This is a genomic window from Lachnoclostridium sp. (genome assembly GCF_031997925.1).
Classification (GTDB): Bacteria; Bacillota; Clostridia; order Lachnospirales; family Lachnospiraceae; genus Lachnoclostridium.
In genome coordinates, this window is sequence record NZ_DAMADT010000013.1 from 55,033 (window position 1) to 70,085 (window position 15,053).

12 protein-coding genes and 1 pseudogene are annotated in these 15,053 nt (G+C 33.1%); 1 reads left to right on the top strand and 12 read right to left on the bottom strand.

Annotated elements, in window-relative coordinates:
• Positions 1 to 495: 495 nt before the first annotated feature.
• The 12 genes from hisS to RTP52_RS10465 all read right to left on the bottom strand — a co-directional run bounded on the left by hisS (position 496) and on the right by RTP52_RS10465 (position 14,525).
• Complete coding sequence (hisS, locus tag RTP52_RS10410; protein ID WP_312371101.1) at positions 496 to 1,749, bottom strand: histidine--tRNA ligase; 1,254 nt, start codon at positions 1,747 to 1,749, stop codon at positions 496 to 498.
• Positions 1,750 to 2,386: 637 nt separating this feature from the next.
• The gene (locus RTP52_RS10415) at positions 2,387 to 3,148 is read right to left on the bottom strand and encodes a MerR family transcriptional regulator (RefSeq protein ID WP_312371103.1); all 762 of its coding nucleotides are present in this window, start codon (positions 3,146 to 3,148) and stop codon (positions 2,387 to 2,389) included.
• Positions 3,149 to 3,308: 160 nt separating this feature from the next.
• Positions 3,309 to 3,755 (bottom strand): hypothetical protein, encoded by a 447-nt coding sequence (locus tag RTP52_RS10420; RefSeq protein ID WP_312371105.1) that lies wholly within the window; start codon positions 3,753 to 3,755, stop codon positions 3,309 to 3,311.
• A 376-nt stretch (positions 3,756 to 4,131) separates the two neighbouring features.
• On the bottom strand, positions 4,132 to 5,856 hold the full coding sequence (locus RTP52_RS10425) for an FMN-binding protein (protein WP_312371108.1): 1,725 nt from the start codon (positions 5,854 to 5,856) through the stop codon (positions 4,132 to 4,134).
• Between the two features lie 303 nt (positions 5,857 to 6,159).
• A complete protein-coding gene (thpR, locus tag RTP52_RS10430) occupies positions 6,160 to 6,690 on the bottom strand; it encodes an RNA 2',3'-cyclic phosphodiesterase (RefSeq protein WP_312371111.1) in 531 nt (176 codons plus the stop codon).
• A gap of 220 nt (positions 6,691 to 6,910) precedes the next feature.
• Entirely contained in the window at positions 6,911 to 7,183 is a 273-nt protein-coding gene (locus RTP52_RS10435; protein WP_312371113.1) for a hypothetical protein, read from the bottom strand.
• Positions 7,184 to 7,347: 164 nt separating this feature from the next.
• Complete coding sequence (locus RTP52_RS10440) at positions 7,348 to 8,841, bottom strand: YfcC family protein (protein ID WP_312371114.1); 1,494 nt, start codon at positions 8,839 to 8,841, stop codon at positions 7,348 to 7,350.
• Positions 8,842 to 9,015: 174 nt separating this feature from the next.
• A complete protein-coding gene (locus RTP52_RS10445; RefSeq protein ID WP_312107137.1) occupies positions 9,016 to 9,987 on the bottom strand; it encodes an ABC transporter ATP-binding protein in 972 nt (323 codons plus the stop codon).
• A gap of 12 nt (positions 9,988 to 9,999) precedes the next feature.
• Positions 10,000 to 10,806, bottom strand: coding sequence for an ABC transporter permease (locus RTP52_RS10450; protein ID WP_312371118.1), 807 nt, complete (start codon positions 10,804 to 10,806; stop codon positions 10,000 to 10,002).
• Positions 10,807 to 10,809: 3 nt separating this feature from the next.
• On the bottom strand, positions 10,810 to 11,595 hold the full coding sequence (locus RTP52_RS10455; protein ID WP_312371121.1) for an ABC transporter permease: 786 nt from the start codon (positions 11,593 to 11,595) through the stop codon (positions 10,810 to 10,812).
• 568 nt (positions 11,596 to 12,163) lie between these two features.
• Entirely contained in the window at positions 12,164 to 12,805 is a 642-nt protein-coding gene (locus tag RTP52_RS10460) for a trimeric intracellular cation channel family protein (RefSeq protein WP_312371124.1), read from the bottom strand.
• 265 nt (positions 12,806 to 13,070) lie between these two features.
• Positions 13,071 to 14,525: a protein adenylyltransferase SelO gene (locus tag RTP52_RS10465; protein WP_312371126.1), complete on the bottom strand. Its 1,455-nt coding sequence runs from the start codon at positions 14,523 to 14,525 to the stop codon at positions 13,071 to 13,073.
• A gap of 412 nt (positions 14,526 to 14,937) precedes the next feature.
• On the opposite strand from RTP52_RS10465, the pseudogene RTP52_RS20395 reads away from it, so the two are divergent.
• Positions 14,938 to 15,053: pseudogene (locus tag RTP52_RS20395) on the top strand (lipase); the annotation flags it as partial.

The following is a 15,053-nucleotide window of genomic DNA, read 5'->3' on the forward strand; positions in this document are numbered from 1 at the left end:
AGCATCACGATAATAATCAATATATTTATCTGTTGCACCAAATACTTTCTCGTAAAATTCAATTGCCTCAGCACAGTTTCCATTAAATTGTATAACAGGTGAAATCATAGGGTATCCTCCTAGCATTCTATATATTCGTAGTAGTACTATAAACCCTATATTCAAAGAAGTACTATAATCCCTATATTCATAAAAGTACTATAATTTCTATATTCATAAAAGTACTATAATTTCTATATTCATAGAAGTACTATAATTTCTACTACTCATGATATAATTTGCACTAAAAATTAGCTTGATCGTTTTCCTATTATAAAAGCTAAGTAACATAGAAATTATACCATATACTTCCAAACAAAAACAACGTGGGAATTTTTTATCATTTCCCACGTTGCTATCATTACTAGAATTAACCTACCACTAGTTTAAGACTTGCTTATTCTTTCTGATATCCTTTTTAGTTTGCTTATTACATTCGACAAATACTTTAATTATCTAGTCTTCCTTAACTTCTTCAGAGAAAAATACCATTCCCTCAGATTGATTAATAAGAACATAAGCGTCACATCCTTGTGTCTTTATCTTACTAATCTGCTTACGAACATTAGATTTTTCTTCATACAAAACTACATCAAAATTTTGTTGGTACTTAGTGGCTTCTTCTAATGCTTCAACAATTGCTTCTTTTTTATAAAGAATTGCCAAACGTTTTTTCTTATTTGGAATTTGATAATTATTTTCTATTAACATCTGATAAATGCGTTCAAAACCAATGCTAAAACCTACCGCAGGTATTACCTCATTCGTGAACTTTCCAATCAGATTATCGTATCTACCGCCTCCAGCAATAGATCCATTCCAGTCATCACTTACAATTTCAAACACTGCTCCAGTATAATAACTCTGCCCTCTTACCAAAGATAGATCAAATTCCATGCGGTATTCACCATTGGATAGTCTGCTACATGAAGTAATAATCGTTTCAAGACTTCTAATATCTTCATTCTCACCGCAGATTTCACGAATTGTACTTAGTGAGATTGGCATATTGGATAGAAAGTTCATGAATCTAGTAATTGCTTCTTCATCACAACCTTTCTCCAATAACTCAGTTTTCACTCTTCCGGTTCCGATTTTGCTCATCTTGTCAAATGAGATACAAACTCCTTCCAGCTGCTCTTTCGTAAAGCCAAGTGACAGAAGTAAAGTGTTTAGAAGTCTTCGATTATTGATTTTAACAATAAAATCCCGAATCCCAATTTCCTGTAGAGCTTTTGCAGTTGTTGTAATTAGTTCAATTTCTGCATTGCATGAATCCGTTCCAATGATATCAATATCACATTGCACAAATTCTCGTAATCTCCCTTTTTGCGGACGCTCCGCCCGGTATACCCTATCTATCTGGATACAACGAAATGGGCTTGGTAATTTGAATCTGTTATTAGCTATATAACGACATAATGGTAGGGTTAAATCGTATCGCAATCCTAAATCCGATAAATTTTCAAAGCTTCCATCTGATATTTCTTTTTCAAGTTTATCTCCACGTTTTAATACTTTAAATAATAGCTTTAGATTTTCCCCACCCTCACTATTTTCAAGATTCTCGATATCTTCCATGATGGGAGTGCTGATCTTTTGAAATCCAAAGGATTGGTATGTTGTTAAAATTACATTCTGCAAATAATCTCTTATTAAAACTTCATTTGGTGAATATTCATTCATGCCTTTTACTGTACTAATTTTCATATTATCCCTCTTTTCTTAGCTGCACATTGTCTTTCTTGCAACAAAACGTAGTATCAAATTTACGGATACAGAAGACTTATATTTACAGTTTGAAAGATTAAAGCTTTCAGACTTAGCCTTATTTCTGCACCATTCTAATTAATTCTTTCTTTATACAACAAAAAAAGTCATTCAGGCATATACCCAAATGACTCTGATTCTAACGAGATTAGCTGTTCTTTCTGTAGCCATCACCGATCATCCACATGGGCATATGCAATGCACAAAAGCCCATGTAAATTCCATAGGCTTATTGTTTACCATGATGATGATGATGCATTTTAGTTAAGAACATTACAAATCTCCTCTCCGACAAATAAATTATGGTTCATTGTAACCATCTTTTTGCAATCCGTCAAGAAAAAAATAGTTAATTCCAAAGTTTTTTCTTAGTTCTGTTTTGATATAATTCATTGCCTTGAAGAAAGTATCTGTAAAAGACCTGCCCAAGTGGACTCTGAAGCTGTGAAATTTCTTGCTGCAAGTTGCGAATTTCTCAGAGCGTTTTAGCTTTTAGGTGATTGCAAAATAATTTCCTATAATTCATAAAAGAAATACTATGCCGCCAAGAAATAAAAGCGACATAGTAAGCTCTAGATTATTTACAGTAGATATCAATTGCATCTCGTAGAAATTCTGCACATCCTGGAGTGATTGCATCATAATAGGCCTTGAATCGCTCATCCTCGCAATACATAGTAGCAAGTCCTTTATGCGCTTCTTTCGAATACATTCCATCTGGCCAAAAGTAACAAAGCCATTGTCTATGCAAATCGCATGCTTTTTGCGCAAGCTCGTTCGCAGGGTCTCCTAGCAGGGTGGCCTCCCTTAGTGTTTCATTCACTTCTTTTGACAGCTGTTCTACTTTAGCATACTGCTCCTGCGTCATATTTTTTACTTTCGCATTGGAAGCTTCCACTACTTTGTCACCGTATTTTTGGCGAATTTCCTCGCCGAACTTCTGTCCATTTTCCTCCACAAGCTTTTGTTTGAATCCCTCAAATTTTTCTTTGTCGCCCATAATTATTTCTCCTTTCACAGCTCGAATTGTTTTACTGACATTTTGTATCAGCAGATCAATCTGCTCTTTCTTTCGATAAAGAGCGGTTAAATGGTTTTCCAAAGCCAAGGTTTGGTCAAAAGTTTTCGAATAAATAATTTCCTTGATTTCTTCCAGACTTAAACCAAGTTCTCTAAAAAATAGTATCTGCTGCAGCAAGTCAACCTGTAACTGCCCATATATGCGGTAACCATTCGAACTAATTCTTTCGGGCGATAATAATCCGATTTCATCGTAATAATGTAAGGTTCGTGTACTGATACCTGACATTTTTGCTAATTTGTTTACTGTGTATTCCACTATTATCACCTCAAAATGGAGTATAAACTATTACGCTACGTTAAAGTCAATAAATTTTTTCAATTATATCAATTATATTGCCAAATATATTTTTCGATTATATTGTAAAATCAAAATGGGACAAACGAACAATGCTACAATTGGTAAAAAAGCGAAAGATTCAGCACCTCGTGCATTTGATCTGTTTTATTATTAAGATACCTAACCAAAAGGAGAGAAACCCGATGATAATAAAACTTCCCCAAATAACATTCCAAAATGGATTAGTAATATCAAACATATAAAGCAATAGCTTATTCCATATCTCTATCTTAGTTAAAATCGCAAATAAATCAAATAAAACATATCCGCCACCGAAGATGTAAATCCAACGCCACCAATAGTTTTTCCGAATATTTTTGCAAAAGATTATAATACCCATCAAACAGAGTAATGATAAAACAATCATAAGTATCAAGTATACTACCCCACGGTCGTTCATAACAGAAATCCAATATTCCGAATAAGCTGGCCGGTTTATCAATCCCCAAATTCTATGTAAATGAAAAACTCCAAAAAATAAAAATACAATTGGTTCGAACCAATAAATCTTTGATTTCCCCTTCATACTAAGTCCCCTTCATCAATGACCTTATTTTTTTCTATGTTACTAATTTACTTTATTTCAACTTTTACGTCAACTAGTCGTCACTTACATTCTACCCATTATTAGCTTTTATAAAAATAACAAATAAACTTACAAATGCAAGTCTTTCCTTATATAAAAAAGATTCTAACTCCTTGATACTGTACTTAACAATACCGAAGAAGTTAGAATCTTTTATTTAAAAGACTAACATAACTCTATAAATTTTTATAAAACAAATTAAATTTACCTACCGACCTCTTACATCTTCATTATTCAGCTTAGCAAGTGATGATTAATAAGAATCGATTTACTAATACCTATCCTCTCAATGCCTTTTTCGGAGTTTCAAGATAATTTATTTACTAACAGTCAGATCAATCGTAACTTTGTTTTCAAAACTCTTACGAATTGCTGATAAAATATCACCATGGCTATCCTTTAAGCTCATCGTTGCTCCAGTGACAACATCCGCTAGCATAGCTTGTTCTTCACTTGTAAGTGCACTGTATTTCTTAACATCTTCGTCCTTACTACTGTCCGCTTTTAATGGACGTCCATTGAGGTCAGAGCAATACTTCGCAAACCATTCTTCAACTTCACCCACTGTTTTCCCAATAAACATGCTTTCAAATTTATCCATCTGAGATGACCAGTTCCCTGTTCCCATAACATAGCTCTCTCCGCGATCACGTTTTGTCTTCCATGAAGAGATTTCGTTGGTATATGTTTCTTCCGTAGGTACAGATACCCCATCAACAGCTCCATCATGATTGGCATCTAGATTATATCCCTCTTGACCTGGGAACCCGCTAAAATGTGGCATAGACTCACCATCATAATTTGGTGTTGCAATTTCAAGCTGATCTACATGGATTGCTACAATTTTACCTTCTGCATCAAATAAAGTATTCGCATAAACTTCATTGATACTGTATACGGATACATCTTTGTCATCTTTTCCTGGTCCAATACGGCCACTGGAATCTAAACCAAGTCCAATCGAAGCTGCCCCTTTGATATCCAGTCCCTTTCGGTTATTGTAAGCAATTTCGATTGCTTCAATAATATTGCCATGACTATCATTCAAACTCATCGTTGCTCCAGAAACAACATCTGCAAGCATGGTCTTATCTTCATCAGATAATGCACTGTATTTTGTAACATCCGCTTCATTCGAACTATCTGCCTTTAATGGTCTGCCATTAACATCAGAACAGTATTTTGTATACCATTCCTTAATTTCTGCAACTGTCTTTCCTACAAACAAAGATTGAAACTTATCCATTTGAGATGCCCATGTACCAGTTCCCATCCTATAATCTTCACCACGATCGCGTTTTGTAGCCCATGAGCTAGTTTCTGCTAAGAAATTATCGTCGGTATCTTCTGTTAATCCATCGATAACACCATCATGATTGCTATCTAAATTATACCCCTTCTGTCCTGGAAAACCACTAAAGTGCGGCATCGATTCTCCATCGTAGTTTGGTGTTGCAACCTCTAATTGATCGATATATAGATCTAAAATTTTACCTTCTGCATCGAATAAGACATTTGCAAATACTTGGTTAATGCTATAAACCTGAACATCTTTATCATCTTTTCCCGGTCCAACTCGACCTATGTTTGAAAGACCAAATCCTTGAAATACTTCCGCAGCTACAACCACTTCTGGAGTCTTTGTCACGCCAGAAGTTTCATCTTCTGCAATGTAAGGATATTTTTCAGGATCTAGTGCATTATTCACAGCAGCGATGATAGCCTTACTAGTTACTGTCGCACCAGATACTACATCTACATCCTTATTCCCTGTTTCTACAATTTTATCTGGGAGCTTTTCTATTGCTAATGTTCCAATTCCTTTTGTCTCTTTACTACCGTCAATTTTTACGTCAACTATCTTTCCCTCTTTTAGAGTTACCGTAGCAATAACTTCTCCACCAAATCCCTTTGCTTTTCCTGTTAACACATTGTCTGTTGATTGGTTGCCCCCAACGGTATCGGATGCGTTCTTAGGGCTACAAGCTACCATACTGCATGCCAAAGCTAAGCAGATAGATAGTTTAACAATTTTCTTCATAAATTGTCCTCCTTCAATATGTACATTTGAAACTGTTAATTCATAGAAAAGTTATATGAATTACACATAGTATAATTTTATCTTATTGTTACTATTTTGTCAATCGTTTTGATTGATATTGGAACGATTTTTTGGTATATTTTCCTGTTAATTCACAATGATTTTTTCTTTTTTATGCAACTTATACAAATTTGTTTTAGTTTAATTCATAAAAATTCTTTCTCATTATGCTATGATTGCCTACCACTTTGTTTATATTTGAACAAATATTCTCATGGAACTTCCATTTAATAAAGAAATATTCTAAATCTTTCTTTCATAAATTTCGGTATAAGTTAGGATTCCATTCATCCTTTCAGATTTCATTATACTAATTGCATTAACCACTATTTCTTTCCCGCATAATCCATCATACCTATTAATTTCGGTATTACTTTTCATAATTACTTTACGTCCTAAAGTGATATGAGGAGTGAAATTTTTTTCATCGGGGGTAAATCCAGATTTCTTTAATCCTTCTATCAATCGTTGTTGCAATACTTGCAGTTTTGTATTAGGGTCTATGCCTACCCAAGGCAACAACTCATCCCCATTACGAAATGCGCCCATGTTAGATAAAGCAATAGTAAATTCAGAGGTCTCTAAAAGATTAATTACATTTTTCAGTGTTTCTAAATGCTTTTCATCAACTTCTCCTAGAAAAGCTAGCGTTAGATGAAGATTTTCCTTGCATGTAAAATTTCCCTTCACTGACTGTCTTTTTAAATTTAAAATTTGTTCATATAATTTATGCTTTATCTCTTCCGTAAAATTTATTGCAATAAATATCCTCATATCGTCTTCCTTTCCTATCAGCTATTTGCCAAAATACATGAATTTTCTTATATTAAAATCATTGTTTACAATACTTTTATTTGTTAAACCTAATTTGACAACATCGAAAATAATTTATATAGTATGTTATAATCTCCTTTAGTATACAAAAAAAGATCTTCACACTATACGAAGACCCTTTTTGTCCTATATAAATGATAATTATAACGGTCCAAAACATCTAGAAAACACACATTACTCTATTGTATCGAATGGAATGAACCAGAACATCATTTTCTTGTAATAGCTCTATCTTAGCCTTGAACGTCTTTTTACCTGAAATTACTAAATAAGTTGGACTCTCCGCATCAATATGTTTTGCTTCCAATATTTTGGTTCTTAACATTTCATCGTTTAGATGCGCCTTCTCCATTTCTTTTAGTGCATTTTTAGTATAATGAAAGGTACAGTTCTTGAAACATTCTAATTGTGCTCTAAAATCAGAGTTATTCATCCATTATCTCCCCCTATTAATTTATAATACCATCGATCTGATTAAGTTGTTAGTCATATAACATTAGGTATCTTATATATCAAGCTCGATTTTTCGAACTCAAAACATCCACTTTCTCAACCTGCTTATGCTATTAGAGTATTCCTGTCTGCAAAATTCGTGTCTTATAGATTTACTTCTAACAACAAAATCGCAATAGCCACAGCTGCAATCATCCCAAATAAAGGCATAATAAATTTAAGCCACTTATTATACGTTACATTTACCATCTCAAGACTTGCCAATATAAGTCCAGTCGGTGTAATAAAAGCCATTAACCCTTGACCAAAGATATAAGCTGATATAATCACATCCTTTGGAACACCTACAGCATCTGCAAGTGGTGCCATAATTGGAATGGCTAGTGTAGCAAGACCAGAGGAGGAAGCAATAAAAAAGCCTAAGATTACAAATACGAACATCATTAAAACAACAAAAATATTTGGACTCATACCAGAAACGAGATTAGATAAACTATATAAAATTGAGTCTGATATGAGACCGTTTTCCAAAATAATATTAATACTTCTTGCGATACCAATAACAAGACCGACACCAACCAAATCAGCTGCTCCACTAACAAACGTGTTAACAAATGCTTTTTCTCCAATTCCCGCAATAATTCCAATCAAAACTCCCGATACTATAAAGAGTGCTGTCATTTCTTCAAACCACCAGCCAAGTTTAGAAACCCCATAAATCATAACAACAAAGCTAAGTGCAAAGATAGATAATATCCAAACTCTTCTAGTTGTAAAATCCTCTTCTTCCTTCTTACTGAAATTTTGATTTAATTCTCCTCGCATCCCATAAACAAGGGATTTCTCCGGACTCTTTTTTATCTTCGTGGCATAGCGCACGATATACCATGTCGTAATAAGAAATCCAATAATTAGGCCAATAACACGGTAAGATATGCCTTGAGTAAAGTTGATACCTGCTGCATTGGAACCAATTACAACAGAAAACGGATTCGTAGTTGAAAACATAGAGCCAATGGAGGAACCCATGTAAATTGCAGCAATACAAACGATAGCATCATATCCTGCTGCTAAATATACGGGCATTAATATTGGATAAAAGGCAATGGTTTCTTCCGCCAGCCCGAACGTAGTACCTCCAAGCGTTATTAAGAATGTTACTACTACGATTAGTAGATATTCATGACCTTTCGTTACTCGTGATAACGCAGCAATCCCTGCATTAATAGAGCCACTTTCGTTGACTACACCGATGACACCGCCTATGATCAACACGAACAAAATGATTCCTATGCTGTCATATACACCTTTAATAGGGGCTAATAATACATCGACTACTCCCTGCGGATTTGGATCTAATCTTTCATATGTCCCAGGTATTGCTATTGGCTTATTAATACTTCCCTCTTTAAATTTAGCAATATCATTTACTATTCCTAGCTGATTCAAGGTCTCCTGGGTACCTTCTAAAGTCTTCTTTGTCCCATCTGGAAATGTTTCAATAAAATTATCAGTTTCTAAATCGTAAGCCAATTTTGCATAAGAACCCGCATTAACAATATAGGTTAGTGCTGCTGCCAATATTAAAACAATAAATAGAATTGTATAAGCAGTTGGAAATGTGATTTTTTTCTTCATATCTTCTCTATCTCCAGTCAATCGATTATGAAAAGCTTAACAGCCTAACATTTCATATCCATATTCGCTCAATGTGCTACATAGATAGATTGACATTTTAAGATGTTTTTTATCCATTTTCTTTACGATCTTATGAAGAATAGATAGAAATTTTTTTAAATAAGGAATGGTTTTTTATTTACTAAATATAGTAGCTACAATATCTTCAATCTGTGTATCTTCGATAAATATGTTAACTGGGTTATACTTATTATATAAGTCATTATATATTTCCTTAGTTGGCATACTGTATCTAGTTCTTAGTGTCCATGCATAATTATCACAATTTTCTAGAATATACTTGCTATTGTTATCCCATTCTGGCTGTCTATCAAATATAACCTTTATTTTATATCCTCTATCATATTTTTCTTTAAAATCTAAAATGTTTCCATCATAAATTTTTTCACCTGAATTAATCAGTATCAAACGATTCGATATTGCTTCTATATCATCCATGTCGTGTGTTGTTAATATTATTGTTGTTTCTTTCTCTTTATTTATCGATTTAATACTCTCACGTAAAGCATGTTTCGTTACTACATCAAGCCCTATTGTTGGTTCATCTAGGTATAAGACTTCAGGGTTGTGAAGCAAAGCTATAGCAACATTTGCCTTCATTTTTTGTCCTAGACTTAATTGTCTAACAGGTTGTTTAATAAAGTCACCCATTTCAAAAATCTCAGTATACAATTTATAATTTTTATTAAATACTTCCGTAGGTATATCATACATTCGTTTATATAATTCAAAAGTATCATACACCGGTAGATCCCAATACAGCTGAGATCTTTGTCCAAAAACAACTCCAATTCTTTTCGTATTTTTCTTTCTTTCCATATAAGGATTTATATCGCCCACGGTAATATTTCCACTCGTTGGGACAAGTATCCCAGAAAGCATTTTTATTGTAGTACTCTTACCAGCACCATTAGGACCAATAAAACCAACAATATCACTTTTATTTACCTTAAAACTGATATTATTTACTGCTAATTTTGTTCTATACTTACGATGTAATAACGACTCTATAGCTCCTTTTACACCTGGTTTACTTTCATATATCTTATATTCTTTAACTAAGTTTTCTACTTCAATAAATGACATTTGGGCACCTCATCATGTTCCAGTACTTTTGTATTTTGATACACCAACATTCCATAAAATAATACTGGTAATAAATAATATTAACCCCACTAACGGTCCAATATATTGTAATATTGGATGAAATCCAGTAGGTATATCTTTATTCAAAATTTTAGATGCTGGATAAAAATTAATAAAAGCAAATGGCAAAATAAAAGTTAATGTTGTTTGTATAATTCGATTATAAATAGTTATTGGATACTGTATAAAATCTTTCATCTGAAATAATAAGAAATCCAATATAGGGTTATCATTTATCATAAAAAAGCTCCCAATCGATGATAGAATTAATATTGCTGATTGTATTAATGCCCCACCTATAATCGAAACGATAATAAATAATATATTTATATTAGATAGAATAATATTTTTCTTAACAAGTGAACTTGTCATTATTAACAATGCCAATATGAAATGACCCAAATATCCTGTATTAAAACCATGTAATATCTCATGAATTAGAGGATTAATAGGTCGCGTCAGTACTTGATCGAACTCCCCCGTTCTAATTTTATTAGCCAAACCTGTACAAGGGGTATAAAAGACAGAAGCTCCAATGGCGTATGATATTAAAGATAAGCTATATAGAAATGCTATTTCATTAGCATCCCAACCACCCAATAATTTAAATTTTTTAACTACGATATACAATGTGGCAAATATCGTACCATAACCAAGCCATTGCCCGATTATACCTGCTATATATGAGGCTCTATACATCATCTTTTTTCTAATTGTTATTTTGATAAAATATAAATATGTTTGTATGAAATTATTCATATCTCAACCGCCATTCACTGTAAATTTTCTAGTCGCCAATGACCAAAGAAAACGACCTAATGCGCTTAATGCAAAAATCCATGCTAAACCAATAATTATGAGATAGTTCGCTTGCTCAAATGGTGTTTTACCTAAATAAACATTAATAGGTTCAAACGTTATGTACCTAAACGGTAGACAATAACTTATTTTATATAGGCTGGCAGGATAGAACCATAATGGGATAAGTGTCCCACCAAAAAAAGTTGTAAATGCTCTCAAATACCAATGTAAGAACCAACATCGCTCAATCCAAAAAGCAAGTAGTCCAACTACATAGGATAACTCAAACATAATAAATATTCCAATTACTAGCATTATTATAAAATAGAATAATCTAAGTATAGATGTTACAATAACCACTTTGTAAAAAATGCTTGATATAATTAATACTGGAATAATATCAGTAATTACTTTAACAATATTTCCCCCCATAATTTCTGAAAATAAGTACCACTTATAAGATATTGGCCTAAGAAAATGTAACGCCACTGAGCCATCTATAACAGAGGTTTCAATATTTGATTCTATATTAGCTCTACTGAGTGTCAGAACTACTGAGTTAATTAATATAAATGAAATCATCTCTTCTATAGCAATAGCATTAGGATCAATATTAATAAGAGCTTGCCATAAGTTTATTTGTATATAAAAACTAAGTACAGCGCTTATAATAGAAAAAAATACTGTTGATCTGTATGAAAATTTCGCTTTCATAGATTTTAAAAAAACAATATTGTATGTACTCACTATTCTTCTCCTATCGCCTTTTCGCTTAATCCTTGGAATATGTTTTTCCATGGATATGGTTCCAGTTAGCTACAAAGGCAAATTCGATTTTCCAAAACTATATCTGAAAATACTTTTCTCACATCATTTCAAAGCATTTTACAGACAAATCCGAATTGGTTATCACCAATCATTATTTTATTAAGTAACCAAAAACTTCTTTGTAAATAAAAAATATTTTTTTCATCAATTAGACTATTGACATAATTGATAAGTATATTGAATCACTTCATTCTAAAATCCCACCTTTTATTATCAATTTTGTTTTTACTTTATATAATTATTATATACAATTTGCTAAAATTTTCAATACTTTACTTAAAATGTTATTATTAACACACATACATTAGTAGGATTGAACAATTCGCAAACTAAGTTAAGAAAAAAATTTCCACCATAATTATAAGTGGACTCATTAAGGAATTTCGATCAGTACTATATCATTGTAAAAAAATAGGAGTAGAGTTATGAAACTCTACTCCTATATATAAAATTAAAATGAATAATGCATAATCCTGATTTACTTATCTTATACCTTATCATCAATTTTCGGTAAACTCCATTCAAGATAAGTTGCTAACATTCGAAGTGTAATCGTCAGCAAAAGACCGACTATCATTGCAGCATTTGTTCCAATCCAGTCGCATGTATAGTAATATACTGATGCACCTACAATCGCCGCCACTGCATATACTTGCTTATGTAATACTACTGGTATCCTGCCTGCCAAGATATCTCTAAGTATTCCACCACCTATCCCTGTTACTACTCCGACAAAGATAGATAAGAAAGCCAGTTCACCAAACCCATTGTTTCCAGCTGTATTCACACCAGCTACAACAAATACACCAAGTCCTACAGAATCAAAAACATTTATAAATCGATCTACTCGCTTAGAATAACGATTTATTTTCCCCTGTAAAAAAAACATCACTAAAAACACTAATAAAGTGGTTATCACCGCTACAATTACATAAATTGAATTTCGAAACATGGTTGGTGGTAAAACCCCGAGTAAAATGTCTCGAATCATACCTCCACCAACGGCTGTAGTTACGCCTAAAACCAGTACACCAAAGATATCCATATTCTTTTTTATTGCAACAATTGCTCCGGAAATTGCGAATGCAATTGTACCAATAATCTCTATAATAAATACAAAATTTGTCATTTTATACCTTTTTCCTTCTCCGTAATTTCAAATCCCTGTCCCATTATACTAGGTCGTAATCTTAGTGTAAAGAACTTATTTTTATCACTTTTCCTGGGTCTAAAATAAAGTCAAAATGACACGGTATACAAAAGTATCACCGTGTCATTTTTTCTATTATAAAGTTATTCATTTTAAAGTCATTTCATTTTAAAGTTATTTCATTTAAATTCTATTCCGAATACGAATAATTAAAATATTGGCAACTTTCATTATCACTATTGCGTCACGTTCCACAAAATGTCCGATATCCACAAGCTGTTTCTCCAGGAGGTGTCACATAGTAATCATTCAGATTTTCATAGTCATACGGATTTTGCAATACAGAAACCAAGGAATCCATCGCACTATAATCCTGATTAGTTACAGCACGTTCAAGTGCTTCTTCCACCCTATGATTACGAGGAATTACAGTTGGATTTACTGATTCCATTAATTTTCTTGAATCGTCTAAGGATTCCTCTTGCTGCTTTCTTCTATCTTGCCATAAATCTAACCACTGTTGATACTCAGTAGAACTTATTAAATTAGGTTGCGTTGTCTGGTTTAATGTTAGGTCACGGAATGTGTTCGTATAATCCGCCTCGTACTTAACCATTAAACCAAGCAAAGCCCTTATCAAATCTTCATCCATTTCATTTTCATGGAATAGTCCTAATTTTTTTCTCATACCATCGTACCAAAACGTAAGATATAAATTAGAAAATTGATTAATTTCTTCCTGGGCAATCTCAATTGCTTTTTCCATATTATCGTGTAATAAAGGTACAAGTGCTTCAGCTAACCTAGCTAAATCCCAAGAAGCCATCTTAGGTTGATTTTGATAAGCGTACCTTCCCTCGGTATCAATAGAACTAAATACGGTCTCCGGATGATAAGTATCCATAAATGCACACGGTCCGTAATCAATCGTTTCACCGCTGATTACCATATTATCGGTATTCATAACACCATGAATAAAACCGACTAACTGCCACCCCGCTATTAATTTAGCCTGTTTTTTCACAACTTCATGGAGGAAATGTCGATATTTCTCTTCCTTTTCGAATATTTCTTTATAATGTCTCTTTATCGTATAATCTGCCAGCGCCTTAAGTTCCTCGGTATCAAGGAATTGATTTGCGAATTGAAAGGTACCCACGCGTATATGGCTTTTTGCTACGCGAACTAAAATAGCTCCCGGCAATGTCGTTTCGCGGAGAATTGTTTCACCTGTGGTTAAAACGGCCAAACTTCTTGTGCTTGGTATTCCTAAACCTTTCATCCCTTCACTAATGATATATTCTCGTAACATTGGGCCAAGGGTTGCTTTCCCGTCGCCTCCTCTGGAATATGGCGTTCTTCCAGAACCCTTCAGTTGAATATCATAACGTTCCTCATCTTTTGTAACGATTTCTCCTAGAAGTACCGCGCGTCCATCTCCAAGCATAGTAAAATAACCAAACTGATGTCCTGCATATGCTTCCGCAATTGGTGTTGTATCTTCTAAAACCTGATTACCAGACAGTACTAATACACCTTCCTTGCTTTGAAAGAAATCAGAATCTAGTCCGAGTTCCTTTGCTAACGTACTGTTCCATTTCACTAAGTTAGGAGAAGGTACCTTACTTGGCAATTGAGCTGTATAAAATTCTTCTGGTAGTGTTAGATACGTATTCTCTAATCTTATACTAGGATTCATATATCATCATCCCTTTCTATTTTCATAACATAGAATTAGTTTCATAGTAGTGGTAAAATATTATTAGTAACAATAAATTTATTGTATTGTTAGTTCTTGCATTGCACTAATATCTATTTATCGGAATATCTACCAACAAAAAAACTCTAGTATTTTAAAGTCTATAATGTGCTTGTAAATTTATTTAAAATAAAACTCTAGTACTATTGTAATATTCCTTATCGCTAGTGTCTACATATCAATATATTATATACTTATGAGCTAGTATTTTTAAATTGACTAACAAACCGTCTGCCTTTTATTATCAGACCTATAAAAAAATACATTTTAAAAAATATTCTAATAAGAAAACACTTTAATCTAAATATTCCATATAATACTACCAGATAAAAATATCTTGGAGGCTATCACAATGCGTTGTGTACCCTTAGAACAAGCTGCTGAAAAAGTTAGTGATCAAAGTTCCATACCACCACTAATTTTTCAACTTCCTCCGGAGCAAGGGCGTCTAATACTAGAAGAAGCTCA

What these genes read in the sequence shown, in the direction of transcription:
- hisS (WP_312371101.1), bottom strand. Translation starts at nt 1,749, where the DNA reads ATGAAAATTAGTACAGTAAAAGGCATGAATGAATATTCACCAAATGAA.
- RTP52_RS10420 (WP_312371105.1), bottom strand. Translation starts at nt 3,755, where the DNA reads ATGAAGGGGAAATCAAAGATTTATTGGTTCGAACCAATTGTATTTTTA.
- RTP52_RS10425 (WP_312371108.1), bottom strand. Translation starts at nt 5,856, where the DNA reads ATGAAGAAAATTGTTAAACTATCTATCTGCTTAGCTTTGGCATGCAGT.
- thpR (WP_312371111.1), bottom strand. Translation starts at nt 6,690, where the DNA reads ATGAGGATATTTATTGCAATAAATTTTACGGAAGAGATAAAGCATAAA.
- RTP52_RS10435 (WP_312371113.1), bottom strand. Translation starts at nt 7,183, where the DNA reads ATGAATAACTCTGATTTTAGAGCACAATTAGAATGTTTCAAGAACTGT.
- RTP52_RS10440 (WP_312371114.1), bottom strand. Translation starts at nt 8,841, where the DNA reads ATGAAGAAAAAAATCACATTTCCAACTGCTTATACAATTCTATTTATT.
- RTP52_RS10445 (WP_312107137.1), bottom strand. Translation starts at nt 9,987, where the DNA reads ATGTCATTTATTGAAGTAGAAAACTTAGTTAAAGAATATAAGATATAT.
- RTP52_RS10450 (WP_312371118.1), bottom strand. Translation starts at nt 10,806, where the DNA reads ATGAATAATTTCATACAAACATATTTATATTTTATCAAAATAACAATT.
- RTP52_RS10460 (WP_312371124.1), bottom strand. Translation starts at nt 12,805, where the DNA reads ATGACAAATTTTGTATTTATTATAGAGATTATTGGTACAATTGCATTC.
- RTP52_RS10465 (WP_312371126.1), bottom strand. Translation starts at nt 14,525, where the DNA reads ATGAATCCTAGTATAAGATTAGAGAATACGTATCTAACACTACCAGAA.